Below are 26553 nucleotides of genomic sequence, written 5' to 3'. Positions count from 1 at the left end.
GGGGATATGATGGAACAGGGAGACTGCAACTTTGCAACGGAACAAACAATCGGAATTATCGGCTTAGGCCTCATCGGCGGCTCCTACGCTAAGGGGCTGCGCCGTTTGGGCACGGCGAAGCTCATCGCCGTCGACGTCGATGAAGAGGCGCTGCAGGCGGCTCTCGCCGACGGCGTAATCGACGAAGGCCATCGGGCCGGCGGGGAATTCCTGGCCCAGGCCGACATGCTTATCTTCTGCATGGCCGCCGACGCCATGCTGGAGTTTATCCGCCGCAACGCCGCCCATTTCAAAGACGGCACAATCCTGACGGACGTGACGGGCATCAAGGGCGACATGGCCCGGACCATCGAAGGGATGCTGCCGGCCGGCGTCGATTTCATATCGGGACATCCCATGGCCGGCCGGGAAGGCAAGGGCTACGGCATGTCGCAGGCGGAAATCTTTGACGGCGCGAATTACATCATCGTGCCGAGCCCGGCCAATAAGGCGGAGCACATCAGCAAAGTGCGGGCGATGGCCTACGCCTTAGGCTGCGCCCACGTCGTCACCGTGTCGCCGGAGGAGCACGACAAGCTCATCGCCTACACGAGCAGCCTGCCTCACGTGCTGGCTACGGCCTTGGTCAACAGCGAGGCCATGAGCCCGATGACCAAATTTTTCGTGGCCGGCAGCTTCCGCGACGGCACGCGGGTCGCCGATATCAACGCGCCGCTGTGGACAAAATTGTTTTTATCCAATAAAGAAAATCTCTTGTACGAAATCGACCGCTTCGGCGATGCCCTGCAGACCTTTGCCGACATGCTACGCCGGGAAGACACGCCGGCTATTACGCAGTATTTGCAGCAAGCCGCCATGCGGAGAAGGGAACTAGTTCATGAAAAGCATACACCTTGATTTAGGAAAGGATTCCTACGATATTCATATCGAAAACGGCCTGCTGGACCGGGCCGGGGAGTACGTCCGCAATTTGACGAAATCGCAGACCCTCGCCGTCATCAGCGACACGACTGTCGACGGCTTGTACGGCGACCGGCTGGAGCAGGCCCTGCGCAAGGAGCATTACAACGTGCGCCGCATCGTCTTTCCCGCCGGGGAAAAATATAAATGCGCCGAAACCCTCCTGCAGCTGTACCAGGAATTATCCGACGCGGGCATTACGCGCAGCGACTATATCATCGCCTTCGGCGGCGGCGTCGTCGGCGACTTGGGCGGCTTTGCCGCGGCTACGTTCCTGCGGGGCGTGCCCTTTATCCAGATTCCGACGACGATTATTGCCCAGGTAGACAGCAGCGTCGGCGGCAAGGTCGGCATCGACCTGCCCAGCGGCAAAAACCAGGCCGGCAGCTTCTACCAGCCCAAAGGCGTTCTCGTCGATCCGGAATTGCTGCGGACGCTGCCCCTGCGGTTTATCCACGACGGTATGGGCGAAGTGATCAAATACGGCTGTATTCACGACGAAGAGCTGTTCGCTTTGCTGGAAGCCTTAGACGACGAGACGATATCCGGTCATTGGGAAGATATCATCGGCCGCTGCTGTGAGGCCAAAGGGCGCATTGTTGAACGAGATGTGCTGGATTTGGGCGAACGGATGCTTTTGAATTTCGGTCATACGATCGGTCACGCCATCGAGCGGTGCTATGGCTACGGCTATTATACACATGGCGAAGGCGTTGCCGCCGGCATGGCTATGCTGACCGGCGTGACGGAACACATGGGCTTGACGGAAGCGGGAACGACTGAACGGCTCTGCAAGGTGCTGCGCCGATATGGCCTGCCGACAGACGTGCAGGCTTCGGCAGATGATTTGCTCCGTTATATCGGCAACGACAAAAAGAAACGGGGCAACCGCATGACGCTGATTATCCTTAAAGCTATCGGCCAAAGTGAGCTTCTTCCGGTAATGGCCGACGAACTGCCGAAATATATACGCAAGGGAGAGTAGCCTCATGAATATACGTATTACGCCGACGCGTCTTCACGGTTCTGTCGTCGTCCCGTCGTCGAAAAGTATTGGACATCGCGAGCTCATATGTGCCGCCTTGGCTCAGGGAGAGAGCGTCGTAGAAAATATTTCCGTCTCGCAGGATATTGAGGCGACGTGCCGGCTGCTGCAGGCCTTCGGCGCTTCGATTGAAGAAATCCCGTCGGCCTACGAAGGGCGGACGGCGTATCGCGTCAAAGGCGGGCTGACGAAACAAGGGGAGGCGCTGACTGTTGATTGCGGCGAATCTGGCTCCACCCTGCGCTTTTTGATTCCCATCGGCTTATACAGCGGCAATACCGTCGTCTATACGGGACGGGGCCAGCTTGTCAAACGGCCCTTGGAGCCGTACTACCGCATATTCGACGAACACGGTGTGTCTTACGAGCCGACGGAAGGCGGTCTTCCCCTGACGGTGGAAGGCTGTCTTCAACCAGGACGATACGCCCTGGCCGGCGACGTAAGCTCCCAGTTTTTTACAGGCCTGCTGGTTATGCTTCCCCTTTTGGACGGAGACTCGGTGCTGGAGAGTACGACGCCCTTGGAATCGCTGAGTTATGTTACCATGACATTGGACTGCATGGCCCGTCACGGCGTTGACGTTCAATGGGATGGAGGCCGCCTGTTTCATATTCCTGGAAATCAGCAGTATATGGCCGGGACCTACGCCGTCGAAGGCGATTATTCGCAGGCGGCGTTTTGGCTTGCAGCCGGGACGCTGGGACACCCTGTGGAATGCTTGGGCCTGCGCCATTCGTCGTCTCAGGGCGACGAAGTCATCGTCTCCATTTTGCAGCGCATGGGCGCTGTCATAGGGCAGGCGGATTCTATCGCGGCGCATCCGTCGCAGTTGACGGGTCAGGTCATCGATGTGGAAGATTGTCCCGATTTAGTGCCGATTTTGGCTGTGGCTGCCTCCTGCGGGCAGGGAACGACGCACATTGTTCATGGAGCCCGCGTGCGGCTGAAAGAGTGTGACCGCCTTCACGCCATTGCGACGGAGCTCAATAAAATTGGCGGCTGCGTAGAAGAAGAGCCGGACGGCCTCATCATTCGCGGTGTAGGAGCCCTTACCGGCGGCCGGGTCAGCGGCTGGAACGACCACCGCATCGCCATGGCCCTGGCCATTGCGTCGCAGCGCTGCAGCGGCGAGCTGATCATCGAAGGAGCCGAATGCGTGCGCAAATCCTATCCTGATTTCTGGCAGGATTTTGCCAAGCTCGGCGGGATATACAGAGTGGAGGAATAAGGCATGAACAATACATTCGGGCGGTCCGCCGCCCTGACCATATTCGGCGAATCCCACGGCGTATCTATCGGGGCCGTCCTCGATGGCCTGCCGGCAGGAGAAGCCATCGACTGGGATGCCGTGCGGACGGAAATGGCCCGCCGCGCGCCGGGACGAAACGCTATGTCGACGGCTCGTTCCGAAGCCGATGCCTTTGAAGTGCAGAGCGGTTTTTTCAACGGCTATACGACGGGAACCCCCCTGTGCGCCGTCATCCGCAACGGCGACCACCGCTCCAAGGACTACGACCAGCTGCGCCATATCATGCGGCCCGGTCATGCCGATTACAGCGGCAAAATCCGTTACGGCGGATATAACGATTTCCGCGGCGGCGGCCATTTTTCCGGCCGCCTGACGGCGCCTCTGGTCTTTGCCGGCGCAGTGGCCTCGCAGATATTGAAGCGGCGCGGCGTCGCCGTCGGCGCCCATATCCTGCAAATCGGCTCGGTCCGCGACGCGTCCTTTCATCCCCTGGGCGAAGACGAAGCGCTGTTTGAATCGCTGAAACAAGAAACTTTGCCCGTATTGGACAAGACGAAGCAATCTGAAATGGAAGGGGAAATCATGGCAGCCAAGGGCGACCTCGACTCGGTAGGCGGCGTCATCGAATGCATGATTACGGGCTTGCCTGCCGGATTGGGGAACCCCTTCTTCGATTCCGTCGAAAGCGCCCTGAGCCATATGATGTTTTCCGTGCCGGCCGTCAAGGGCATCGAATTCGGCGACGGCTTTGCCCTGGCTTCCATGCGCGGCTCCGGGGCCAACGACGCCTTCTATTACGACGGGGCCGTTGTTAGGACGAAGACCAACCGCAACGGCGGCATTAACGGCGGCATTACCAACGGTATGCCCGTCCTGTTCCGCGTCGCTGTCAAGCCGACACCGTCCATCAGCCGGCAACAGGAAACGATAGATACGGATACGCAGGAAAACTGCACATTGGAAATCAAAGGGCGGCACGACCCCTGCATCGTCCAGCGCGCCGTGCCCGTCGTCGAGGCGGCGGCAAGCTGGGCGATATTGGACGTATGGCTTTCTACAGAAAAAAGGATGTGAAAATATATGGCGACAGACGAGTATTCCATTCCTGTCGGATGCTTCGGAACTCCCGGTTCATACAGCTATCGGGCGATGATGGGACATTTTGACGGGAAGCCTATAACGCCGACATACTACGGGCAATTCGCTGACTTAGTGCAGGCCGTGGCCGACGGCACGGTGCGCTACGGCGTCCTGCCTATTGAAAACTCATCTACAGGAGGTATCACAGAAGTATACGATTTGATACACAAGTATGACTGCCGTATTGTAGGCGAACGATATTTGAAGGTAGAGCATCATCTCCTGGCGTATAGAGACACGAAATTAGAAGATATACGGACGGTATATTCCCATCCGCAGGGATTGGCCCAGTGCCGGAAGTATTTGACAAAGCATGCTGACTGGACGGTGTGTCCTTACTACAGCACGTCGCAGAGCGCCCAATTTGTACAGAAGGAACGGCGTCATGATATTGCCGCCATTGCCAACAGTACGGCTGCCGATATGTACGGCCTGACTATTTTAGAGCGCGATGTCAACGACAATCCGACGAATTTTACCCGCTTTTTTGTGATAGCCCCCCATTCGGAAGAGTCGGGGCTGGCGGATAAGATTACCCTTGTCCTGACTGTTCATCATGTGCCGGGTACGTTGTATCACGTGTTGGGGCATTTCTTCTACAACGATATGAATATGACCCATCTGGAATCACGGCCTATTGAAGGGCGGCCCTTCGAGTATTTCTTTCATATCGACGTCATGGGCAGCATGAAGGATCCCGGCGTCGTCCGCACGCTGCAGGCCTTGGAACGGACGTGCAAGTATTTTAAAATTTTGGGCAATTATCCGTCCGATAAGGAGGGCATCAGTCATGAAACTCGGGCTCATTGGTGAACGGCTGGGGCACAGCCAGTCGCCGGCGATTCACAAGCGCATATTTGAGCTGCTTGGCATAGATGGGCAGTACGACTTGATTGAAGTAGAGCGCGGCGGCGTGGAACAGGCTTTGGAAGAATTGAAGCGGCAGGGCTATACAGGAGTCAACGTGACCATTCCCTATAAGCGAGACGTCATGCCGTGTCTGGATGATATTGCCAGGGAAGCCTATGTCATTGGCGCTGTCAATACAATATATATGACCAGTCAGGGTGATTTTGGCTATAATACGGATTATCATGGTTTTGGCCGCTCGCTGGATCATGCTGGCATCGATGTACAGGGAAAAAAATGCGTCATTCTCGGTACAGGCGGCGCGGCCCGAGCCATTTTGAAGTGCTTAGCTGATAAAAAGGCGGCGTCTCTGACTATCGTATCGCGGAGGATACAAGACGATACGGAATTTGAAAAATTTGCGGCAGGGCTGCGTGCTGAACTTATTAGTTATAATGAATTGGATGAGCACCGTGGCGATATATTGGTAAACTGTACGCCTGTCGGGATGTATCCGAATGTAGAGGAGTCGCCGGTTTTGGAATCGGTTGTCGTCGGATACCAAGCCGTCGTCGATTTGATTTACAATCCGAAGACAACGAAGCTCCTGGCCTGGGGAGCAAAGCATGGCGCAGTGACGCTGAATGGCATGTATATGCTTGTCGCTCAGGCTGTAGGCGCTGAAGAAATATGGCAGGAACGGCGTATTGATTCAGCTGTCATTGAAGCGATATCAAAGGAGATGGAAAAGCAATATGAAAAATGATAAAAACATCGTTATCATCGGCATGCCCGGCAGCGGCAAGACAACCTTCGGAAAAGCCTTGGCAAACCGACTGGGATGGGAATTCATCGACGCCGACGATTTTGTCGTTGCGCTGGAAGGAAAGACTATTCCGGATATGTTTGCTATCAGCGAGGACTACTTCCGCGACGCTGAGACGAGAGCCGCTGAGGCCTTGGCTGCAAAGCGCGGTCTGGTTATTGCTTGCGGCGGCGGCGTCATTAAGCGTCCTGTAAATATACAGATCTTCAAGCAGTCGGGAGTTGTAGTTTTTATCGACCGCTCGCCAGACGACATCGTTACCGACGTCGATGTAGCCAGCCGTCCGCTTCTCAAAGAGGGGAAGCAGAAGATTTATGATTTGTATGATGAACGTATTGCTTTATACCGCAATGCGGCTGACTATACTATTGCAAATGATAGAGAAATTTCTTTTGTATTGAATGAATTAGAAGATCTGATAAAGGTAATATAAATAGAAAAAAATGCAGTATTTTATAGGAAGTGGATTCAGATACTGTTGTTTTTTATATTGACAGATATAGATTTGCTTTCGCAGCATCGGAAGTCGCGATAAGGGAAACAAAAACCAGGCAGCGTCGTTTGCAGACGGCGCTGCCTGGTTTTTTGTTTCATATAATGCTGTGTTGGAATAAAGGGGTGATGATTACGGCGTTTTTTTCACAATGCATAGGCGCATTGTCTGGTCGATTCTATTTAAAATATCTATACTGGCATAGACATTTTTTAATAATTCGGCAAAAGAAATATTTGTTTTTAGTCAATTTTGCTGTGCGCTATGACAAAATCGCAAAAGTGCTGAACGACAGGGGGCAGGTAAATTTGCTTATTTGTTATCATGTAAAATTTGCGCTCATACTGCGGATGGGAAATAGGCAGGATTTTTACGTCGAGCTGCAGGAGCAGATTCATAAAGGGGACGACGGCAATTCCAAAGTTTTTAGCGACCATGCCGCCGATGACTTCATCTTCCGATATTTCATAGGCAATGCGGGGCGTGACGCCGGCTTTTTCCAGCATCGTATCGACGATGAGGCGCAGCCCTGATTTTTTATTGAAGACAATGTACGGATAGTCAGCCGTGTCTTTCAGGTCGATGGTAGAACGGCCGGCTAAAGGATGGTTTTTAGGGACGATGAGGACGAGGTCCTGCTTTTCGATGGCTATGCAGTGAAACGCTGTGTCGGCTGCCGGCTTGGAGGCGAAGACGACATCGAGTTTATGGGCCAGCAGATCCTGCAGCAGCTGCGGAGATAAGTCGACTTCAAAGGTGAATTCGACGTTATCTGACAGATGGGCAGCACGATAGTGGGAAATGATATCGGGAATGTATTCAATGCCGAGCGTTCTCAGAAAGCCGACGCGAATCAGCCCCTCTCCTTTGGCGACACGGGACAGCATTTGGATGCCGTTATCCAGTACGTTAAGCGTATTCTCGGCAACGGTCAAAAATTGCCGGCCGCAGCAGGTCAGCTCGGTATTGCGGCTTTTCTTTTCAAATAGCTGTATGCCCAATTCTTTTTCCAGCGTCGAAATAGCATGGCTCAGGCTGGGCTGCGTAATGCAGAGCTGCTCGGCTGCTTTTGTATAATGCTTTTCGTGAGCCAATTTTACGAAGTATCTAAGTTGCGATAAATTCATAGCGTATTCCTCCTTAGCTGTAGTATATCATAGTACATAGATATAATCTATGGAAAAATAAAAATGATTGATTTGTTAATAGGGAACTGACATGTTACTATGTTCACAGAGTTAGTGATGCATGTGATGCATATAGCATCTGAGCAGTATATATAGTTCTAATTTTCACGAAAATCATATAAGGAGATGTATATACGATGTCAAAAGAATTCCCTATTACGATTAGTTCCTGGTCATTAGGAGACCAATGCACTTTTGAAGAACGCGTGCGCGCTGCTAAAGAAGCCGGCTTCGAAGGAATTGGCCTTCGTGCTGAAACGTATGTCGATGCGTTAGCTGAAGGGCTTCACGATGAAGATATTTTGGCAATTTTGAAAAAATATGATATGAAAGTCACGGAAGTAGAATATATCGTGCAATGGGCCGAAAGTCATCGTTCGTATGAGCAAAAGTATAAAGAACAAATTTGCTTCCACATGTGCGAATTGTTCGGCGTACAGCATATCAACTGCGGTCTTATGGAGAATTATTCTGTAGAGCATACGGCGCAGAAATTGAAAGAATTATGCCAGCGTGCCGGCAAATGGGTCATCGGTATAGAACCTATGCCGTACAGCGGTCTTCCCGATGTCAAAAAAGCTTGGGATGTAGTAAAATTGTCTGGTTGTGATAATGCCAAGCTTATCCTTGATACATGGCACTGGGTACGGGCTAACCAGTCGTATGATCCATCTATCCTTGCCGATGTACCCGCTGATAAGGTCGTATCCATTCAGATTAATGATGTTCTGGCCCGTCCATATGCAGCGGCTATTCTCCGCGATGAGTCCATGCATGACCGCGTAGCACCCGGCACGGGATATGGCGACACGGCAGGTTTTGTCAAGATGATCAAGGATAAGGGCATTAAACCCGCTGTCATCGGCGTTGAAGTCATCAGCGATGATATTTTGGCAAAAGGCGTTGCCGACACGGCTGTTCATGATTATGACCATACGAAAAACGTATTGGAATCGGTTTGGCCTGAAGCTCTTCAATAATGAATAAAACAATATATTCTAAAATAAAAGGTGATATAACATGGAAACAAGAATTTCTGGACATACTCGTTTATTTGCATTGATCGGTTCTCCTGTAGGTCATTCCGGATCGCCGGCTATGTACAATTATTCCTTCGCACGTCTGGGTATTGATGCGGCATACCTGGCCTTTGATATTCCCGTCGATAAGGTCGGCGAAGGCATTGCAGCTCTCAAAATGCTGAACGTCGGCGGTTTTAACGTCACCATGCCCTGCAAGCGGGAAGTTCTGAACTATGTTGACGAAATTACGCCGGCTGCGAAATTGATTGGAGCCAGCAATACTGTTGTCATTACAGAAGAAGGCAAGCTCGTTGCTTATAATACGGACGGCATTGGATTTGTCAAAAATCTGCAGGAACACGGCGTTGGCGTACAAGGAAAAAAGATTGTCTTATTAGGAGCCGGCGGTGCTGCGACGGCTATTGCCGTACAGATAGCATTGGATGGGGCTGCTGATTTAAAGATTTTTAATATTAAAGATGAATTTTATGCCAATGCCGAAGACATTGCCGCTAAGTTGAGCGAAGCCGTACCGGCCTGCCATGTTGAAGTCGATGATTTGGCCAATGCTGAAGCTTTGAAGACTGCCATTGCAGATGCGGATATTCTCGTCAATGCGACGAAAATGGGCATGAAGCCCCTTGATAATGACAGCTTGATTCATCCTGAGTATCTCCGTCCCGATTTGGTTGTAGCCGATACGGTATATAATCCTCGAGAAACTATCTTAATCAAAGAAGCGCAGAAGGCAGGATGTAAAGCTGCTATCGGCGGTATCGGCATGCTGCTGTGGCAGGGCGTGGCGGCGTTTAAATTATATACGGGCCAAGACATGCCTTATAAAGAAGTAGAAGAAAAATTTTTTGCTGAATAAATGGTAAGGAGAGGGTACAACGATGAAGTATAAAGCCATGTTTTCGCCGCTTACAATCGGCAGCGTGACGATTCCCAACCGCTTTGCTGTTCCGCCCATGGGCAATAATTTTGCCAATACGGACGGTTCCTTGAGCAGTAAATCTGTTGCATATTACGGTGCCCGTGCCAAAGGCGGCTACGGACTTATTACGATAGAATCGACGGTTGTATACAAAGAAGCCAAGGGCGGACCCCGCAAGCCCTGCCTGTATTCCGACGATACCGTAGATAGTTTCCGCGCTGTCGCTGACGAATGTCATAAATACGGCGCAAAAGTTTCGATCCAGCTTCAGCATGCTGGTCCGGAAGGCAATTCTAAGCTGACAGGGTATCCGCTGAAGGCTGCCAGTGCTATTGCGCCGTCGAGCGGCCGGGAAATCCCCCAGGCTATTTCCCGAGAAGAAATTTACAAACTCGTCGAATGCTACGGAGACGCAGCAGCCCGAGCTCAGCGCGCCGGCATTGATATGGTCGAGGTGCATTGTGCTCACGGCTATTTAGTCAGCACGTTTATTTCCTCGCGGACGAACAATCGCCTTGACGAATTCGGCGGCTGCTTTGAAAATCGCATGCGGCTCATTTCTCTGATCATTGAAAATATTCGCAAGAAGACAAACGGTACATTGCCTATTTTGTGTCGGATTAACGGCAGCGATGATGTCGAAGGCGGCCAGACCGTGCAGGACGCAGCCGCAGTGGCAGTGTATTTAGCAGAGGAATGTGGCGTCGATGCGCTCCACGTCAGCCGCGCCGTCCATCTCCACGATGAATTCATGTGGGCTCCCGGTGCGGTACATGGGGGCTTTAGTGCCGAATTGGTTACGGAAATCAAACGGGCTGTCGAAGTACCTGTTATTACAGTGGGCAGATATACGGAGCCGCAGTATGCAGAACTCCTGGTACGGGAAGGCCGCGCGGATATCGTAGCCTTTGGCCGTCAGAGCATTGCTGATCCAGATATGCCGAATAAAGTGAAACACGGTGCTTCCGATTTCATCACTCCGTGCATTGGCTGTCTGTTGGGCTGCGTGCCGAAAATGTTTAAGGGCGAACCGATTACATGTGCTGTCAATCCGATTGTAGGCCGAGAAGGTGAGCTGACGAAAGCTGCAGTGCCGAAGAAGGTCGTCGTTGTTGGCGGCGGTCCCGGCGGCTTATATGCCGCTAAGGTTTGCGCTCTTCGCGGCCATGACGTTACCTTGCTGGAAAAGAACGGCACGTTGGGCGGTAATTTCTACATTGCGGCATTCCCGGCCGATAAGGGTGACTTGACGAGCGCTATCCGCAGCTTTATTGTCGGCTGTGAAGATGCTGGCGTAAAAATCCGGATGAATACGGAAGCGACGGCAGAGCTTATCAAGGAGATGGCTCCCGATGCCGTTATCTTGGCTACTGGGTCTAAGCCGCTTATCGTGCCGATTTCCGGACTTGCCGACTGCGGCTATGTAACGGCTCAGGATATGCTGGAAGGCAAGGTTCATGTCGGTAAAAAAGCTCTTGTCGTAGGCGGAGGAATGGTTGGATGTGAGGCTGCTGAATTCCTTGCGGAGCGCAATCATGACGTTACTGTAATTGAGATGAAGGATACCATCGCCGGTGATGTAAGCGCTGAAAACCGTTTATTTATTTTCCAGGATTTTGAACGGCATGATGTGCGGCTCCTTCCTGGTGCGAAAGTTGAACAGTTCTTTGCTGACGGCGTTTTTTATACGACTGCCGATGGTACGGACGGCGAAATCCGCGGATTTGACACGATTGTTCTGGCCATGGGTTCACGAAGTTACAATCCCTTAGAAGAAGAGCTTTCCGCTGTTATCCCGCAGGTCTTCGTCATCGGCGAAGCTGTCAAGGCTCCGGGCAATGCTATGCTGGCTACAGGTGAAGCATTCGATGCCGCATTAGCTATTTAACGTATTTTACTGTATATATACACAGGTCTATCCGGGCAGCTTTTCTATAAAAGGAAAGCTGCCCGGATAGACCGGAGGTACATTATGGAAATTATACAAAATCATAAACGACTATATCCGACGGCTATCGTCTTATATCTTAACTATCTGGTTCTCGGTGTTGCCGCATCTATTTTGGGACAGTACAAACAGGAATTTGCCGCGCAGTGGGGCGCGGCGACTTTGGCGAATGGCGCCTTTGATGCCAGCGGCGTCGTATGGGTGTCAGCTTCATTGGGATTAGGATGCCTGATTGGCAGTTTCGTATCGGGACCCTTATCAGATAAGATAGGGCGGCGCATTGTGTCGGCTGTCGGTAGTATTTGTTATGCAGTTTTCTTTTTGGGCATGGTATTTTCGACTAATTTGCAGGCTGCATACGTATTCGGTCTCATTGGCGGGATTGCTAATGCTTTTTCTAACGGCGGCGTGATGCCGGCAGTTATGGAAATCTTCGTCGGCAAGACGGCTGTCGCCAGCATTTTGACGAAGCTTTTCGTTGCCATCGGTCAATTTATTTTACCGCTGCTGATTTTGTTCGTCGCCTCGAATCACATGCCGTACACGACGTTGTTTTATGTATTCCCTGTTTTATGTGCTGTATTGACGATATTGACCTTTGTCATGCCTTTTCCAGCAATGACTGCAGCGAACAAAGATCCGAAAGACCAGCCCTCATTCTGGCAGGAAATAAAGGCGATTCATTTCACGCCATCCAGCATTGCCCTCATCATCATGGGCTTTACGACGACAGCGACATTTCAGATATGGGTCAACTGCAATCAGGAATTTGGACGATGGGTAGGTATGGAGAATCCGGCGATTATCCAGTCTTATTATTCTGTTGGCATTGTCGCTGCTGTATTACTCACGGCTGCTGTCGTTGATAAGTATATCAAGTCTATTCGCCTATTGCTGCTGTATCCGGCTATTGCCTTGACGATGCTCATTGTTTTGCTTTTTGTCCATCATCCGCTTATTGCTATTATCGGCGGATTTGTACTTGGATATTCAGCAGCCGGCGGTGTACTGCAGCTGGTAACGGCTGTTGTCAGTGACTTATTTCCCCATTTGAAAGGAACGATTATCAGTGTTGTAATGGTCATGTCCAGTATAGGAACATGGGTTGGCGTATCTGCTGCCGGCTCTATTGCCTCTATGGGCGGAAATGACGGGCCGGAATATGTGATCCTCTTTAATAGTGCTGTCACGTTGATGAGTGTACTATTGGCCTTGTTTGTCAATATTTCCAGCAAACGGCACGTATAATATAATAGTAGGAACTGCCTTCAGTTCCTACTATTATTCTTGCGTTAATTTTCTGGTAATATCGTTGTATATGTGTAAGGATGTATGGCGTAACTTTCTTTTTACTTAAGAATGTGAAAAATATAACAAATAAAGACGGCCCCGAGATAGAGAAAGGAGCAGTATAATGAATAGATGGGAACATGTGGAAAAATCTATTCCCCGAAAGACGAATAAACGCTGGTTTATGTTGTCGCTTATTTTTGTTCTTACGGCTATTAATTATTTGGATCGGACTAACATGGCTGTTGCCGCTTCCAGTATGAGTGCTGAGCTTGGATTCAATGCTGTAACAATGGGCATGCTGTTGTCGGCGTTTGCTTGGGCGTATGCGTTTATGCAGGTTCCTGGCGGATATATACTGGAAAAACTTGGACCGCGTATTACATATGCATTGTCCTTGTTTTTCTGGTCCTTGTTTACGATGATTATGGGATTGGGCAGCAGTTTTACCGCGTTATTTATCATACGGATGCTCATTGGCGCTGCGGAAGCACCGGCGTTTCCGACGAATAATCGCGTCGTGTCTGCATGGTTTCCTGATAGAGAACGGGCTACGGCGACATCGATTTATACTGCTGCCGAGTTTATTGGATTAGCATTTTTGACACCGGTGCTGTTTTGGATTCTGCATGCTTTCGGCTGGCAGGAAATTTTTTATGTGACAGGCTGTGTCGGCATTATTATCAGTTTATTTTGGTATCTTTTATATCGCGACCCTAAAGATTGCAAGGGCGTCAATGAAGCCGAACTAGCTTATATCCGGGAAGGAGGGGGGCTGGCTGAAAAGGCTGGCACGGCACAGAAGGTTACAGCAGCGCAGATCCTTGAGCTATTTAAACATCGCCAGTTATTGGGAATTTATTTAGGGCAATTTGCTAATACGAGTACAATGTATTTCTTCCTGACCTGGTTTCCCATGTATTTGGTGATGGCTAAGCAGCTTCCTATGATTCAGGCCGGGTTTTATGCCGTTATTCCTTATGCCGGAGCGCTGTGCGGCGTATTGTTGGGCGGACGTTGGTCTGATTATATGTTGCGCAACGGTTCTTCCTTGTCGAAAGCACGCAAAACGCCTATTGTTTGCGGTCTCATCTGTTCCATGTCGATTATGGCCGCAAATTACGCCGATTCCCTTACAGTGATTATCGCTATTATGGCCGTTTCTTTTTTTGGACAAGGTATGGCGGCTATTCTTTGGAGTACTGTCGGCGATATAGCTCCTGTCGAATCCATGGGCATTGCCGGCGGTGTTTTCAGCTTTGTCGGCAATTTGGCAGGCATTATTACGCCTATTGTCATTGGCTTTATCGTACATGTGACAGACTCATTTATCGGGGCTATGGTATTTATCAGCGCCGTGGCGGCTGTTGGTGTCTTTTCTCTCCTTTGTATTGTCGGCGATATTCACCGTATTGATGCATCAGAGCATTCATGATTTACTGCCGTGCAGGGTATGCAATATGGAGTGCAGAGCTGTGATATCTAATTGTCCTGGTGCAGAGGCTTTTTTCGCAGACCCGAATGTCATGGCTGAGCCAAAGGTTTCGCCGCTGATACGGCTGATGACGCCTAATTTGCCCATGGACATGGTGATGATCGGTTCGTCCGGATATTGGGCTTTGACGGCTTCCGTAGCCGATAAGAGGGTGAGCACATCTTTAGCCGAATTCGGCATGCAGGCCAATTTGGCTACGTCGGCGCCTAATTGCTTCATGCCGATGAGGCGGCCCGTGATTTCGTCGAAAGACGGCGTTTTTTCGAAGTCGTGGTTGCTCATGACGACGGTGACGCCATGTTCCTTGGCGACGGCTAGGGTCTGGCAGATGCTGTCCCGATTGCGGAAGTATTCTACATCGACGGCGTCGACCTTGCCGCTGGCGACGGCGTACTGGATTAATTCAAAATAATAGGCTTCCGGGACGGCCGTTTCGCCGCCTTCTTCCTTCGTGCGGAAGGTAAACAAGAGGGCGCTGTCTGGGAGCTCTTTGCGGACGGCTGCCAGGGCTTCGCCGACGGCGGGAAGGGTGGTGTCTGCTAAGAAGTCGATGCGGAGTTCGACGACGTCGTACGGTTTATCTTGCAGGTAACGGCATTCCTGTATCAATTCTTCGACAGTGCGTCCGACGATGGGGACGCAGATTTTGGGCATGCCGTTGTCGAGGGCTGCGTTGCCAATAGTGATCATTATATCCTCCTTCGCGTATATCGCGTGAATGGGTTTGATGTTATTGTAGCGCATTGGCGGCGTATGGGCAATGAAAAAAGCATCTCTCGGCGGAAACTGCCGGGAGATGCTTTGGGGAACAGAAATGGCAAGCTCTGTATGTGTGGAGAGTACGATTACCGCAGGATAGAGCCGGAAATAATCATCTGCTGTACCTGGTTCGTGCCTTCGTAGATCTGGGTGATCTTGGCGTCGCGCATGTACCGTTCTACAGGGTATTCGCGGGTGAAGCCGTAGCCGCCGAAGACCTGTACGGCGTCCGTCGTGACCTGCATGGCGATGTCGGAAGCGTATTTCTTAGCAATAGCTGCGTCCATGGAATAGGACTTCACGTCGGGCTGGCCCATCTTCCAGGCAGCTTTGTATACGGCAAGGCGAGCCGTTTCGATCTTGAGCTTCATGTCAGCGAGCATGAAGGCGATAGCCTGCTTCGTAGCGATCGGCTTGCCGAACTGAACGCGTTCTTTTGCGTATTTAACAGCTTCGTTATATGCGCCTTCAGCGATGCCCAGAGCCTGTGCGCCGACGCCTACGCGGCCGCCGTCGAGGGTCATCATAGCGATCTTGAAGCCTTCTCCTTCCTTACCGAGGAGGTTGGCTGCCGGAACTTTGACGTTCTGGAATACGAGCTCACGCTGTACGGAAGCGCGGATACCCATTTTAACTTCTTCTTTGCCGTAGGTGAAGCCTTCCATGCCCTTTTCGACGATGAACGCGCTCATGCCTTTCGCGCCTTTGGATTTATCCGTAGCTGCGAATACGATGGTTACGTCAGCTTCGCCGCCGTTGGTGTTGAACACTTTGGAGCCGTTGAGGACGTAGTAGTCGCCTTCTTTAACGGCCGTTGTGGAGCCGTTGAGGGCGTCCGTGCCGGCGTTCGGTTCGGTCAAGCCGAATGCGCCGAGCTTCGTGCCTTCTGCCAGGGGTTTCAAATATTTTTCCTTCTGTTCTGCCGTGCCGAACTTCCAGATAGGCCAGGAGCAGAGCATGGTGTGAACTTCGAAGCTCAGGGCGATAGAGGGGTCGACTTTCGCAACTTCTTCGCAGGCAACGGCCAGGCTGAGGAAGTCGGCGCCAACGCCGCCGTTTTCTTCTTCCCAGGGAATGCCGAGGAGGCCGAGGGTGCCCATTTCATCGAGGATAGCGCGGTCGAAGACTTCCTTTTCGTCGCGTTCCTTGACCGTCGGGGCCAATTTCTTTTCAGCGAAATCTTTCGCGAGGTTTGCAATGTCTTGCTGCATTTCTGTGAGCTTAAAATCCATGAGTTGTAATTCCTCCTAAATATAAAATAAGTAAATATATGTAAACGCCAAGGCCGGCTCCTTGAAGGCGCGTAAGCCTTGGCGTTATACAACGATGTGAAAGAATTAGAGCATTTCAGAGAAGGCTTGAATGCGGGTGCGCATCTGTTCCAAGGACGGCGATTCCAAATCGACGTCGAGAACAGTATAGCGAAGTCCTGCTTCTTCAAATTCGACTTTGTAGATAGGATAATCGAATTCTTCAGGATCGCAGAAGCGCATTAAGCAGACAACGACAGCGTCGGCGTCGTATTTTTTCGCCATGTCGATCAGCATTTGTCCACGCGGTTTGTCCGGGTTCATGGCCAGGGGGCAGCCGTCAAAGTCCTGCCACCATTTAGCGAGCTGTTCCAACGGATCAATGCCGGCCGGGACGTCGTTGCGGTACTGGCGGGATTCTTGAGCCAAATCGTCGGCGACGACAGCCATGTTGAATTCGCTGAAAATATCGAGGAATTCATCCGGTTCGGCCATAATGCCGGACAGAATAATCTTCTTGCCCTTCCAGGGCTGTACCGGTTCGGCTTTGACGGCGTCGATGAGCTGACGGACTAAGGCCGTGTGTTCGGCTTTATCCATAAACCAGCGGGCTTTGATGACGTCATGGCGTTTTACCGGCGTAAAGATCTGCGGATACTGGGCGGCGACGTCGCAGAATTCGCGCATGACGCGGCGGTTTTCGTTGTATACCTTGATGGCTTCCTGCAAAGCCATGTCGCTGATGGTTACGCCCAGGATGCGTTCCAATTCGCTGCGGACGTGTTCGTATTCCCCTTTGAGGAAGTCGACGGCAGCGTCGATTTTACGGTTCTGCGGATGCGTAAATACGATGACCGGCGCTTTGCCGTGCCATTTCTGGCTCATGCAGCGGAGCGTGTCGCAAGGAACGGAGAAGATAACGGCGTCGAGACAGTCGTAGGTGCCGTTGAGCTGCAATTCCATGTCGGCCTGCATGAGGGAGCAGGCGAAAGGCGGCAAATAGGTGCGGGCTGCGGAAATCTGCGGTTTCTGTGCGCCGAACAGGCCGACAGGGAGATAGCCTGCGGCGTATACGATTTCTTCCGGTGCATAGTAAGGCATGATGCCGACGAGGCCTTTGCCGGTGTTCTTTTTATATTCTAATACCGTTTTTTTCGGATGGTTTGCTACGTCTTGAAATTTGCTGATCAGTTCATCAATATGGCTCATTAGTGATTGCCTCCTTCGTTGGCTTTCTTTTCATTCATCATTTCGCACAATGCTTCGACACGCGTGTCAAACTGCGCTTCCGAGAAATTGCGGGGGTCCGTCTGGTCGCCGTCGAAAATGACGTAGGGGACGCCGAGGTTCTTCTGGATGCGTTTGCCGCCTTCGTCGTTTAAGAGGCTCATGTTCTTGCAGGAGCGGTTCTGGTGCATGATGAGGCCGTCGCATTTGCCGTCGCGTACTACGCTTTCCAAGACTTCGCCGCGGCGTTCGAGACAGCAGTTGATGTACGTACGCGTATAGGCTTCGGCCATAGATTCGAGGTTGCCCGGTTCATACGAAACGTCCCACATGCCGGGATATGCCGAGCCGGTCATCAACGCGCCCTGATTCTTCAAGGCTTTGAACGTATGACCCAACGCGATCCATACGGCAATGCCTTCCCAGGTTACGCGGGTCTTTTCGTTTTCGCCAAAAGCGTATTTTTTAGCGGCTAATTTAGCGTCTAATTCTTTGATGAGCTTGTTGAAGGTGATTTCAGAGTAATTTAAGGAACGAGCCGCCACGGCCAGGCCCATGTAGTTGAACAGGTCGAAGCCGTTTAAGGGAGACGGTTTATACGTCAAATACGTGGCAATTTTGTTCCAGGCTGCGATAGAACGCTGTGTCTGTTTCTGTACTTCGAAGAATTTGTCATAGTCGAAGGGACGGCCGCATAATTCTTCGAGCTGTTTGATGGCGTGCTTGAATTCGCCGACGATATACTGTTTGGCATGTTTGGTAACGGGATATTCGTGGTTAAACGGAACGTCGATGGTAATTAAGGGAATGTTCAGTTCCTTGGCCATGTTTTCATACCATTTGAGCAAGGTGTTGCAGATGTTGTTGCAGGTCAGGATGACGTCCGGCAAGGGGATCGGCGAAGCGGGGGAGTTTTTCAGGGCTTCCGGCGTTTCGCCTGTCAGGGCCTGCTGCTTGAGGAGCTCCATGTAGCCCATGTTGACGCGGCAGTACGAACAGATATCCTGGTTGTAGCCTTTGTTTTCAGCGACTTCCAGCATAGCCGGCGCGCCGTGACGGGCGCCGATGCCGGCAGCATGGGTTTCAGGATATACGATAGCAATGTCCATAGCGGTGCAGAATTCGGGAGGTGCTACGGAAGCGGACCAGCAGACGAGGCGGCCTTCTTTTTTTGCGATGCGGGCGTCTTCGTCTACTTTCGGCAGAAAATAGCCGAGAGCGTCTTTAGCGCTCATGCTTTCAATATCAATCGTTTTTTCTTCACTCATTGAGATCTCTCCTTTGTTATTTGGTGACTTTATCATAGGCAATCAATGCGGCGCCCAGTGCTCCGACTACCTGGGGGTGCAGGGCTACATTGACGGGAATGCCTAATTCTTTGGATATAGCGTCTACGACGCCGGCGTCGCGGGAACCGCCGCCGGTCATGGTAAGGTCGGGACCGACGCCGACGCGGCGGACCAAGGCGCTGGCCTTGCTGGCGATAGAGCGGTGCACGCCGGCGACGATGTCTTCCTTCGGGACGTTTTTAGACAACAGGGAAATGACTTCCGATTCGGCGAAGACCGTGCAGGTGCTGCTGACAGGGGCCGGGTTTTGTGATTTAAAATACCAGTCGCCCATATCGGACATAGGGATTTCCAATACCTTGGACATGACATCGAGGAAGCGGCCCGTGCCGGCGGCGCATTTGTCGTTCATGGCGAACTGCATGACCAGGCCCTGTGTATTTAGTTTTATTGCTTTTACGTCCTGGCCGCCAATGTCAAGAATCGTCGTCGTGCCGGGGCATTCGAAGAGGGCTCCCTTGGCGTGGCAGGTGATTTCGCTGACTTCGCCTTTGGCGCAGTCGACGTTGAAGCGCCCATAGCCCGTCGCAATGATATGGGCCATGTCGTCCATCGTAAGGCCCGTGCCGGAGAAGACGTCTTCCAGAACGCGTTCCGGCCCTGTCGACCCCGTGCCGATTTCCACGACAGCGTGGGATATGATATGTTTTCCATTTTCTAAAATGACGGCTTTGGACGACGACGAGCCGACGTCGATTCCAAGAGTATACATGGGTTTCATCCTTTCTGGCTTGCGTTGTTATTTTTCAAAGGGATTAGGGTTGCTGCGGTTGATCGGGGCGATGGTCTGAACATATTCGACGAGGATGCCCTGATTGGTGCTGGGGCGGCGGAAGTTGACGATGATATCGTCAGTGCCTAATACGGCTTTCTTTTCCAGCATGCAGCCGGGGCATTCTTTTTCCATATGCTGACGGACGGCTTCTACGTCGTCGACTTCAAAGGCGATATGGGCGATGCCGCCTTTACCGTCGTTGAATTTCGTCAGGACGCCTTCGCGGGGGATAATCATTTCCAGCGGCGTGCTGAATTCGCCCTTCTTCGTAAAGATGAGGTCGGCGTGATAGGCATCGACGAAGCCGGCGTAATCGACTTCAAGGCCGTTGGCTTTGATAAAGGCTTCGGCTTTTTCCATCGTCGGGAGGACGATGCCCACGTGGTGGAGTCGCATAGGATGCCACGACGTATTGATCTTGCCATCTTCTCCCATGGATTCGAAGGGATTGACGCCGCGGCCCGTAATAGGAGCCGTCGTCTGAACATATTCGACGAGAATACCCTGATTGGTGCTGGGGCGGCGGAAATTGACGATAATATCGTCGGTGCCTAAGACGGCTTTCTTTTCCAACATGCAGCCGGGACATTCAGCTTCCATTTCCTGGCGGACAGCTTCTACGTCGTCGACTTCAAAAGCGATATGAGCGATGCCGCCTTTGCCGTTATTGAACTTCGTCAGCACGCCTTCGCGAGGGATGATCATTTCCAAGGGGCTGCTGAACGGGCCCTTTTTGGTGAAAATCAAGTCGGCGTGATAGGCGTTGACGAATCCGGCATAGTCGATTTCCAAACCGTTGGCTTCGATGAAGTCATGCGCTTTCTGCAGCGTCGGCAATACGATGCCGACATGGTGTAATCTCATTGGTTTCATTTGTAGTATCTCCTTACTATCTTTAAATAATTAATTCTTTAATCCCATCGGACCCTCCTGGAAAATTCGGGCATCCATGATCTTGTAATCTTCGATAATGGGTTTAAAGTCCATGTGGGCGAGGATGTCTTTTTCTACGTCAATGCCGGGAGCGACTTCGATAAGTTTTAACCCTTTTTCGGTCAATTCAAAGACGCATCGTTCTGTAATATAGAAGACATGCTGACCGCGGCGGGCGGCGTATGCTCCATTGAACGTAATCTGATCTACGGCATCGACAAACTTCTTTGATTTACCTTCTTGTACAATGTGTACCTTGCCATCTTCTACGGCGATTTTTAAGCCGCCGGCCGTAAAGGTACCGCAGAAGAATACGTTTGGCGTCTGCTGGGAAATATCGGGAAAACCGCCGCAGCCGGCGATGTTCGTTCCAAACTTGCTGACGTTGATGTTGCCTGTTTTATCGCATTGCGCCAAGCCTAAAAAGGCCATATCCAAACCGCCGCCGTCGTAGAAATCAAATTGGTAGGTGTGATCGATGATGGCTTCGGCGTTTCGCGTTGAGCCGAATTGCGCGCCGCCCTGGGGCACGCCGCCGATGGCTCCGTTTTCCACCGTTAAGGTAATCGTATCGGAGATGCCTTCTTCATCTGCGATGGAAGCGACATATTCCGGTGCGCCTACGCCGAGATTGACGATGGCGTTTTCCTTCAGGAACAAGGCGCCGCGGCGACCGATAATTTTCTTGGCGCTCATAGGAAGCGCTTCGCTGGCTTCGCCTAAGGGGGCGCGACGTTCACCGCACAGCGTCGGATCGTATGCGCAGCCGAAAGCCTGTTCATGGTCGGCTTCGTCGGCGACTACAACGTAATCGACGTAAATCCCGGGGATTTTTACGAGGCGCGGGTCCAAGTTGCCGTGTTCGACAATTTGTTTAACCTGAACGACGACGATACCGCCGCAGTTATGAACTGCCTGGGCTACGGACGTATTTTCCAACGGAGCTACTTCTTCTTCCATCGTAATATTGCCGCATTCGTCGGCATATGTACCGCGCAGGAAGGCGACGTTGATTGGGAATGTCGGGTAGAAAAGCTGTTCCTGTCCTTCGATTTCCAACAGTTTTACAATGTCTTCCTTTGTAACGTCATTGAGCTTGCCGCCGCCTTGACGAGGATCGAGGAAGGTACCGAGACCAATATCGGTGAAAACGCCGATTTTGTGGCCGGCCAATGCGCGGAACCAATGAACCAGCGTGCCCTGAGAGCAGTTATACGCTTCGATTTTGTTTTCTACGGCCAATTTGCCGATTGCCGGCACCGTTTGGTAGTGACCGATAATAATACGCTTCAATAATCCTTCGTGGGCGAGATGCTCGCCGCCGCGGCCATCGCGTTTTCCCTGCGATGCGGCGTACATATACGTCAGATTTTTAGGAGAGCCTGTTTCTAAAAATCGTTTTTCCAAGGCTTTGGTCAAAGCCTCGGGATGAGCGCAGCTGACGAAGCCGATAGACGTTATGGTATCGTTATCTTTGACCAATTCGGCTGCTTGAGATGATGTGATAACTTTCACTTTTTTCATAACATAAAATTCCCCTTCCCCTTTTTGTCTTAAATCCCATAAAATACAGAACTATTGCTATATTAGAATTCTTATAGAGAACTATTTATTGGAAAATATAATTCTTTATAAGAATTATAAAAAACAAAGTTAGAAAACAATTGATAAAAAAATCACATGTTTAATTACTTGAGAGAATTATACTATGGAAAAATCAATAACGTCAAGGAATAGATAAGGAGAAGTATGGAATCTTTAGTCAATAACGATATGCAATGAAGGGAAGGAAAAGACGAATATAGCGGCGAATAAAGAAATAACGCTGCTTTTTGCCTGTATGAAAGATGGGATAAGGCGTTCGTAACGTTGTTCTGTAGTACGTGAATCTTTTCTATATATTATATTAATTTTGTACAAATATGCTGCGCTGCTGGTGGATATATGTGGTGCGGCGGTATGAGAACGCCCAGTATGCTAGCATTATATTTCTTTCTTTTTTTGAATGGTCAGAATGAAAAAAGTATATCGATTTGCTTGCGACAGGCTGTGTTTATAATATTTAAGAAGATAAATAGGCGGCTTGGGCTTTTGAGCCTATGTTTTTTCTGATAAATAGGCGGATATTTTGGAATAGAATCGTGTCGTGCCAAAAGCAAAGAAAAATTTAATTTATAATTCCATGGAATTCCAGAAAAGGCAACAAAATGAATTGAAAGCGTGCTGATAATGATATAATTTCATTTTAAACGCTATTTGGTGTATGACATAATAAAAAATATAGTATGGAATCGGGGCGTGAAATCCTTTTTTCTAATAAATCGTAAAAGTTTTTGTATGTGACCAGAAGATAAGGATTCGGGACAAACCTGTCGGAGAGGAGACACACATATGAATATAGACCATTTTATCTATTTCATCGAAACCGTAAAAAAACAAAGCTTTACAAAAGCAGCCGAATCGTTGTTTATCAGCCAGTCGACGATCAGCAAGGCCATTCGTTCGCTGGAAAGAGCCTATGATACGGAATTAATTGACCGGACGGCGAAAAAGTTTAAATTAACCTCTGCCGGCGAAATCTTTTACCATGGTGCCGTAAAGATCGTGTCGAATTATAAATCGGAAACGGAAGTGCTGTCGGCGCTGCTGAAATCGGCGCGGGGAACCCTAACCTTAGGCGTTCCGCCGGTTACCATTACGGTCGTATATTCTATTCTGCATCAATATCAATCCATGTATCCGGCCATTAATCTTCAGATATCTGAAGTAGGGGCGCAGACGGCCTATTCTATGGTCAAAGCCGGTGCCGTAGATATGGGTATCCTGATTCAGCCCTTTGTCGACGATGACTTCGTGCAGATCCCCTTCCTGCAGTCCGAAGCCGTATGCGTCGTGCCGCCGGGACACCGCCTGGCTGAATACGATTCGATTTCCTTTAAGCAGCTAGCCCAGGAGGATTTTTATATACTGAATAATACGTTCATGCTTCATGACAGCATTATCAACAACTGCCATAAAGCTGGTTTTTCCCCGAATATCGTCATGGAGAGCGGGCAGTGGGATCTGCTTATTGAAGCCATAAACTGCGGCAATGGGATTACCATTCTGCCCAAGCCGGTCATCGATAAGATCTGCGATGGAAAGGTCGTGCAGATTCACTTAACCGACCCGGAATTTCCCTGGATTCCGACGCTGGCCTATCGCAAGGAAAAATTCATTTCCACGCCGATGCAGCTGTTTTTAGACATGATTCAAACGTTTATAAAAAAATAAACTTGTCAATGAGTTTTTGTCTGATTGCATTATTTGCATTCATTGGACAAAAACTCATTATTTTATTGCCACAAAAAGGCAAATATGCAAAACATCAAACGTTTAACCTGGAAAGATGAATGAAAATATGAATTATTGAATGATTTTCATATAAAAAATGAAGACACGTCGTTTTACTTTGCCTCATAGAAAGTGCTATCATGAAAGCATAGAATGCATTCGTTAAATGTAAAGCGTACATTTGTCATGACTTAATTTGTTGCTGTTTTCACTTTTTAAAACTTTATATTGGTAAAGGAGATGAGAGACATATGGATTTTAACATTCTCGTTATTCTGCTGAGCTTGATTGGCTTGATGACCTTTGCATACCGTGGCTTCTCCGTTATCATGATGGCTCCAATCATGGCTATCTTGGCGGCTACCTTGACTGGCCTTGACGTTATGCCTTCGTACACCGAATTGTTCATGGGCAAGGCTGTAACGTACATCAAATCGTACTTCCCGGTATTCATGTTAGGTGCTATTTTTGGTAAAGTCATGGAAGAAACTGGATTGGCCCGCGGCTTGGCCAGCGCCATCATCAATGGCTTGGGCAAAGAACCGGCTAAAGCCATTCTCTCCATCGTATTGGCAGGTTCGATCCTGACCTATGGCGGCGTTCTCTTGTTCGTCGTTGTATTCGCAGTATATCCCTTTGCTGCGGCTCTCTTTAAAGAAGCAAATTATCCGAAACGTTTAATCCCGGTCTGCATTGCCCTCGGCGCGTTTACGGCTACGATGGACGCCTTGCCGGGCACTCCGCAGATTCAGAACGTTATTCCGACGACATATTTCGGCACGAACCTCTATGCCGGTCCTCTTGCCGGCTTCATCGGCTCGGCTATTATTTACGGCTTAGGTATTGTCTACGTAACCCATCGTTTGAAAGCTGCGATTGCCAAGGGCGAAGGCTACGGCAACCACACGACAAACGAACCGGTTATCGATCCGAATGCAAGATTGTTCCCCTGGTATGTTGCCTGCCTGCCGCTGGTAACGGTATTGGTCGTCAACTTCGCAGTTACGGAATTTGTTACGTGGAACCCGGCTATTTTGGAACCCTTCCACTCCATGAAGGGCGTTCCCCTCGTAGCTGCTAAGGTTCAGAACGTAGCTAGTATCTGGGCCCTTATCATCGCTCTCGTAAGCGGTATTTTGGTAGCCTTGGTTGTCGGCTGGCGCGAAATCAAGACGGTCGACGGCATGTCCAAGATCCTCAACGCCGGTGCTATCGGCTCCCTGCTCGCTATTATGAACACGGCATCCGAAGTTGGTTATGGTAACGTTATCTCCCAGCTTCCGGGCTTCGCTGAAGTTGCTAACTTCCTCATCGGCATCCATATCGGCGGCACGCCGCTCGTATCTGAAGCTGTCAGCGTAACGGTACTGGCCGGTATTACAGGCTCCGCTTCCGGCGGTTTGGCTATCGCTTTGGAACTGATGGCTCAGGATTGGCTCGCTTGGGGTCAGTCTATCGGCATGGGTCCGGAAATCCTTCACCGCGTCGCCTCCATGGCTTCCGGCGGTTTGGATACCTTGCCTCATAATGGCGCGGTTATCACGCTGCTCGCAGTTTGCGGCCTGACCCATAAAGAATCGTATAAAGATATCTTTGCGATTACGGTATTGAAGACCTTCACTGTATTCGTCATCATCTTTATCTACTCTGTAACAGGGCTCCACTAAACGATTTATATATAGACGTTTGTTGAAGTATAGAATGGGAGGAGATGCTCATCATGGCAAAATTTGTAACGGCTGCTGAAGCGGTTCAGCAGATTAAAGATGGTTCCATGTTAGCAACGAGCGGTTTTGTCGGTGGCTTGCTTGCAGAAGCCGTATTGAAGGAAATCCAGGCTTCGTTTAAAGCCAACGGCACGCCGAAGGATTTGTCTATCGTATATGCGGCTGGTCAGGGCGACAGCGGCGAACGCGGCCTGAACCACCTCGGCGAAGAAGGTTTGATGAAACGCATTATCGGCGGTCATTTCAACTTGTCCCCGCGTCTCGGCGAATTGATCAACAACAATAAGGTAGAAGCCTACAACCTGCCGCAGGGTACGATTTCCCAATGGTTCCGCGACATCGCGGGCCGCCGTCCCGGCACGATTACCAAAGTAGGTCTCCGTACCTTCGTCGATCCCCGTGTAGAAGGCGGCAAAATCAACGATGTAACGAAGGAAGATATCGTTGAAGTTATTGAATTGGGCGGCGAAGAATGGCTCTGGTATCATCCGCACAAAATTGATGTAGCTATCATCCGCGGCACGACAGCCGACGAAGACGGCAACGTTACGATGGACGGCGAAATCGGCACGGGCGAAGCCTTGGCTATCGCTGAAGCAGCTAAAGCCTGCGGCGGCATCGTTATCGTTCAGGTAAAAGATGTAGCAGCTAAGAATACGCTGGACCCGAGAGACGTTAAGATCCCCGGCGTAATCGTCGACTATGTCGTAAAAGCTGACGAAGCTGACCATATGATGACTTGGGATTATGCGTACAACC

At 50.5% G+C, this 26553-nt stretch carries 23 protein-coding genes; 15 read left to right on the top strand and 8 right to left on the bottom strand.

The features are described from left to right. Positions 1-6: 6 nt before the first annotated feature. From B5F80_RS09205 to B5F80_RS09175, 7 genes are read left to right on the top strand one after another with little or no spacing between them, the layout of a single operon-like run. The gene (locus B5F80_RS09205; protein WP_239386344.1) at positions 7-897 is read left to right on the top strand and encodes a prephenate dehydrogenase; all 891 of its coding nucleotides are present in this window, start codon (positions 7-9) and stop codon (positions 895-897) included. Next, positions 878-1945, top strand: coding sequence for a 3-dehydroquinate synthase (aroB, locus tag B5F80_RS09200; RefSeq protein WP_087478533.1), 1068 nt, complete (start codon positions 878-880; stop codon positions 1943-1945). Before B5F80_RS09205 ends, aroB begins: the two co-directional genes overlap by 20 nt. Positions 1946-1949: 4 nt before the next feature. Next, positions 1950-3233, top strand: coding sequence for a 3-phosphoshikimate 1-carboxyvinyltransferase (aroA, locus tag B5F80_RS09195; protein WP_087478532.1), 1284 nt, complete (start codon positions 1950-1952; stop codon positions 3231-3233). A gap of 3 nt (positions 3234-3236) precedes the next feature. Then, positions 3237-4328 (top strand): chorismate synthase, encoded by a 1092-nt coding sequence (gene aroC, locus B5F80_RS09190; protein WP_087478531.1) that lies wholly within the window; start codon positions 3237-3239, stop codon positions 4326-4328. Between the two features lie 6 nt (positions 4329-4334). Then, on the top strand, positions 4335-5207 hold the full coding sequence (pheA, locus tag B5F80_RS09185; protein ID WP_204246382.1) for a prephenate dehydratase: 873 nt from the start codon (positions 4335-4337) through the stop codon (positions 5205-5207). Beyond that, positions 5185-6009: a shikimate dehydrogenase gene (gene aroE / locus B5F80_RS09180; RefSeq protein WP_087478530.1), complete on the top strand. Its 825-nt coding sequence runs from the start codon at positions 5185-5187 to the stop codon at positions 6007-6009. The genes pheA and aroE (B5F80_RS09180) overlap by 23 nt, the downstream gene beginning before the upstream one ends. Then, positions 5999-6502: a shikimate kinase gene (locus B5F80_RS09175; RefSeq protein ID WP_087478529.1), complete on the top strand. Its 504-nt coding sequence runs from the start codon at positions 5999-6001 to the stop codon at positions 6500-6502. The genes aroE (B5F80_RS09180) and B5F80_RS09175 overlap by 11 nt, the downstream gene beginning before the upstream one ends. Before the next feature lie 302 nt (positions 6503-6804). Here B5F80_RS09175 and B5F80_RS09170 read toward each other — a convergent pair whose 3' ends face one another. Next, entirely contained in the window at positions 6805-7689 is an 885-nt protein-coding gene (locus B5F80_RS09170) for a LysR family transcriptional regulator (protein WP_087478528.1), read from the bottom strand. A 197-nt stretch (positions 7690-7886) separates the two neighbouring features. Between B5F80_RS09170 and B5F80_RS09165 the strand changes: the two genes are divergently transcribed. The 5 genes from B5F80_RS09165 (at position 7887) to B5F80_RS09145 (ending at position 14381) form a co-directional block, all read left to right on the top strand. Then, complete coding sequence (locus B5F80_RS09165; protein ID WP_087478527.1) at positions 7887-8729, top strand: TIM barrel protein; 843 nt, start codon at positions 7887-7889, stop codon at positions 8727-8729. Between the two features lie 40 nt (positions 8730-8769). Continuing rightward, entirely contained in the window at positions 8770-9645 is an 876-nt protein-coding gene (gene aroE, locus B5F80_RS09160) for a shikimate dehydrogenase (RefSeq protein ID WP_087478526.1), read from the top strand. A 22-nt stretch (positions 9646-9667) separates the two neighbouring features. Continuing rightward, on the top strand, positions 9668-11596 hold the full coding sequence (locus B5F80_RS09155) for an FAD-dependent oxidoreductase (RefSeq protein WP_087478525.1): 1929 nt from the start codon (positions 9668-9670) through the stop codon (positions 11594-11596). Positions 11597-11680: 84 nt separating this feature from the next. Continuing rightward, entirely contained in the window at positions 11681-12904 is a 1224-nt protein-coding gene (locus B5F80_RS09150; RefSeq protein WP_087478524.1) for an MFS transporter, read from the top strand. Positions 12905-13070: 166 nt separating this feature from the next. Further along, positions 13071-14381 carry an MFS transporter gene (locus B5F80_RS09145; protein ID WP_087478523.1) on the top strand — a complete coding sequence of 437 codons (1311 nt, stop codon included), beginning with the start codon at positions 13071-13073 and terminating at the stop codon, positions 14379-14381. On the opposite strand, the gene aroD is transcribed toward B5F80_RS09145, so the two are convergent. The 7 genes from aroD to B5F80_RS09110 all read right to left on the bottom strand — a co-directional run bounded on the left by aroD (position 14376) and on the right by B5F80_RS09110 (position 22258). Further along, positions 14376-15131 carry a type I 3-dehydroquinate dehydratase gene (gene aroD / locus B5F80_RS09140; RefSeq protein ID WP_087478522.1) on the bottom strand — a complete coding sequence of 252 codons (756 nt, stop codon included), beginning with the start codon at positions 15129-15131 and terminating at the stop codon, positions 14376-14378. The two genes, B5F80_RS09145 and aroD, sit on opposite strands and share 6 nt — an antisense overlap. A gap of 155 nt (positions 15132-15286) precedes the next feature. Then, positions 15287-16432, bottom strand: coding sequence for an acyl-CoA dehydrogenase (locus B5F80_RS09135; protein ID WP_087478521.1), 1146 nt, complete (start codon positions 16430-16432; stop codon positions 15287-15289). A gap of 105 nt (positions 16433-16537) precedes the next feature. Then, positions 16538-17659 (bottom strand): 2-hydroxyacyl-CoA dehydratase family protein, encoded by a 1122-nt coding sequence (locus B5F80_RS09130; RefSeq protein ID WP_087478520.1) that lies wholly within the window; start codon positions 17657-17659, stop codon positions 16538-16540. After that, positions 17659-18945 (bottom strand): 2-hydroxyacyl-CoA dehydratase family protein, encoded by a 1287-nt coding sequence (locus tag B5F80_RS09125; protein WP_087478519.1) that lies wholly within the window; start codon positions 18943-18945, stop codon positions 17659-17661. Before B5F80_RS09125 ends, B5F80_RS09130 begins: the two co-directional genes overlap by 1 nt. Before the next feature lie 16 nt (positions 18946-18961). Then, the gene (locus tag B5F80_RS09120; protein WP_087478518.1) at positions 18962-19738 is read right to left on the bottom strand and encodes an acyl-CoA dehydratase activase; all 777 of its coding nucleotides are present in this window, start codon (positions 19736-19738) and stop codon (positions 18962-18964) included. Between the two features lie 27 nt (positions 19739-19765). Then, complete coding sequence (locus tag B5F80_RS09115) at positions 19766-20674, bottom strand: VOC family protein (RefSeq protein ID WP_087478517.1); 909 nt, start codon at positions 20672-20674, stop codon at positions 19766-19768. 30 nt (positions 20675-20704) lie between these two features. After that, positions 20705-22258 carry a malonate decarboxylase subunit alpha gene (locus B5F80_RS09110; RefSeq protein ID WP_087478516.1) on the bottom strand — a complete coding sequence of 518 codons (1554 nt, stop codon included), beginning with the start codon at positions 22256-22258 and terminating at the stop codon, positions 20705-20707. Between the two features lie 867 nt (positions 22259-23125). Here B5F80_RS09110 and B5F80_RS09105 point away from each other — a divergent pair. From B5F80_RS09105 to B5F80_RS09095, 3 genes are all read left to right on the top strand, one after another. After that, positions 23126-24007, top strand: a complete 882-nt coding sequence (locus B5F80_RS09105) for a LysR family transcriptional regulator (RefSeq protein WP_087478515.1) — start codon at positions 23126-23128, stop codon at positions 24005-24007. Between the two features lie 311 nt (positions 24008-24318). Beyond that, the gene (locus B5F80_RS09100; protein ID WP_087478514.1) at positions 24319-25734 is read left to right on the top strand and encodes a GntP family permease; all 1416 of its coding nucleotides are present in this window, start codon (positions 24319-24321) and stop codon (positions 25732-25734) included. A 53-nt stretch (positions 25735-25787) separates the two neighbouring features. Further along, positions 25788-26553, top strand: a 766-nt coding sequence (locus tag B5F80_RS09095) for a malonate decarboxylase subunit alpha (RefSeq protein WP_204246381.1), incomplete at its 3' end; no start/stop codon positions are given.

The sequence above is a fragment of the Megasphaera sp. An286 genome, from assembly GCF_002163455.1.
GTDB classification, from domain to species: Bacteria; Bacillota; Negativicutes; order Veillonellales; family Megasphaeraceae; genus Megasphaera; species Megasphaera stantonii.
This window is presented reverse-complemented; position numbering and strand designations above follow the sequence as displayed.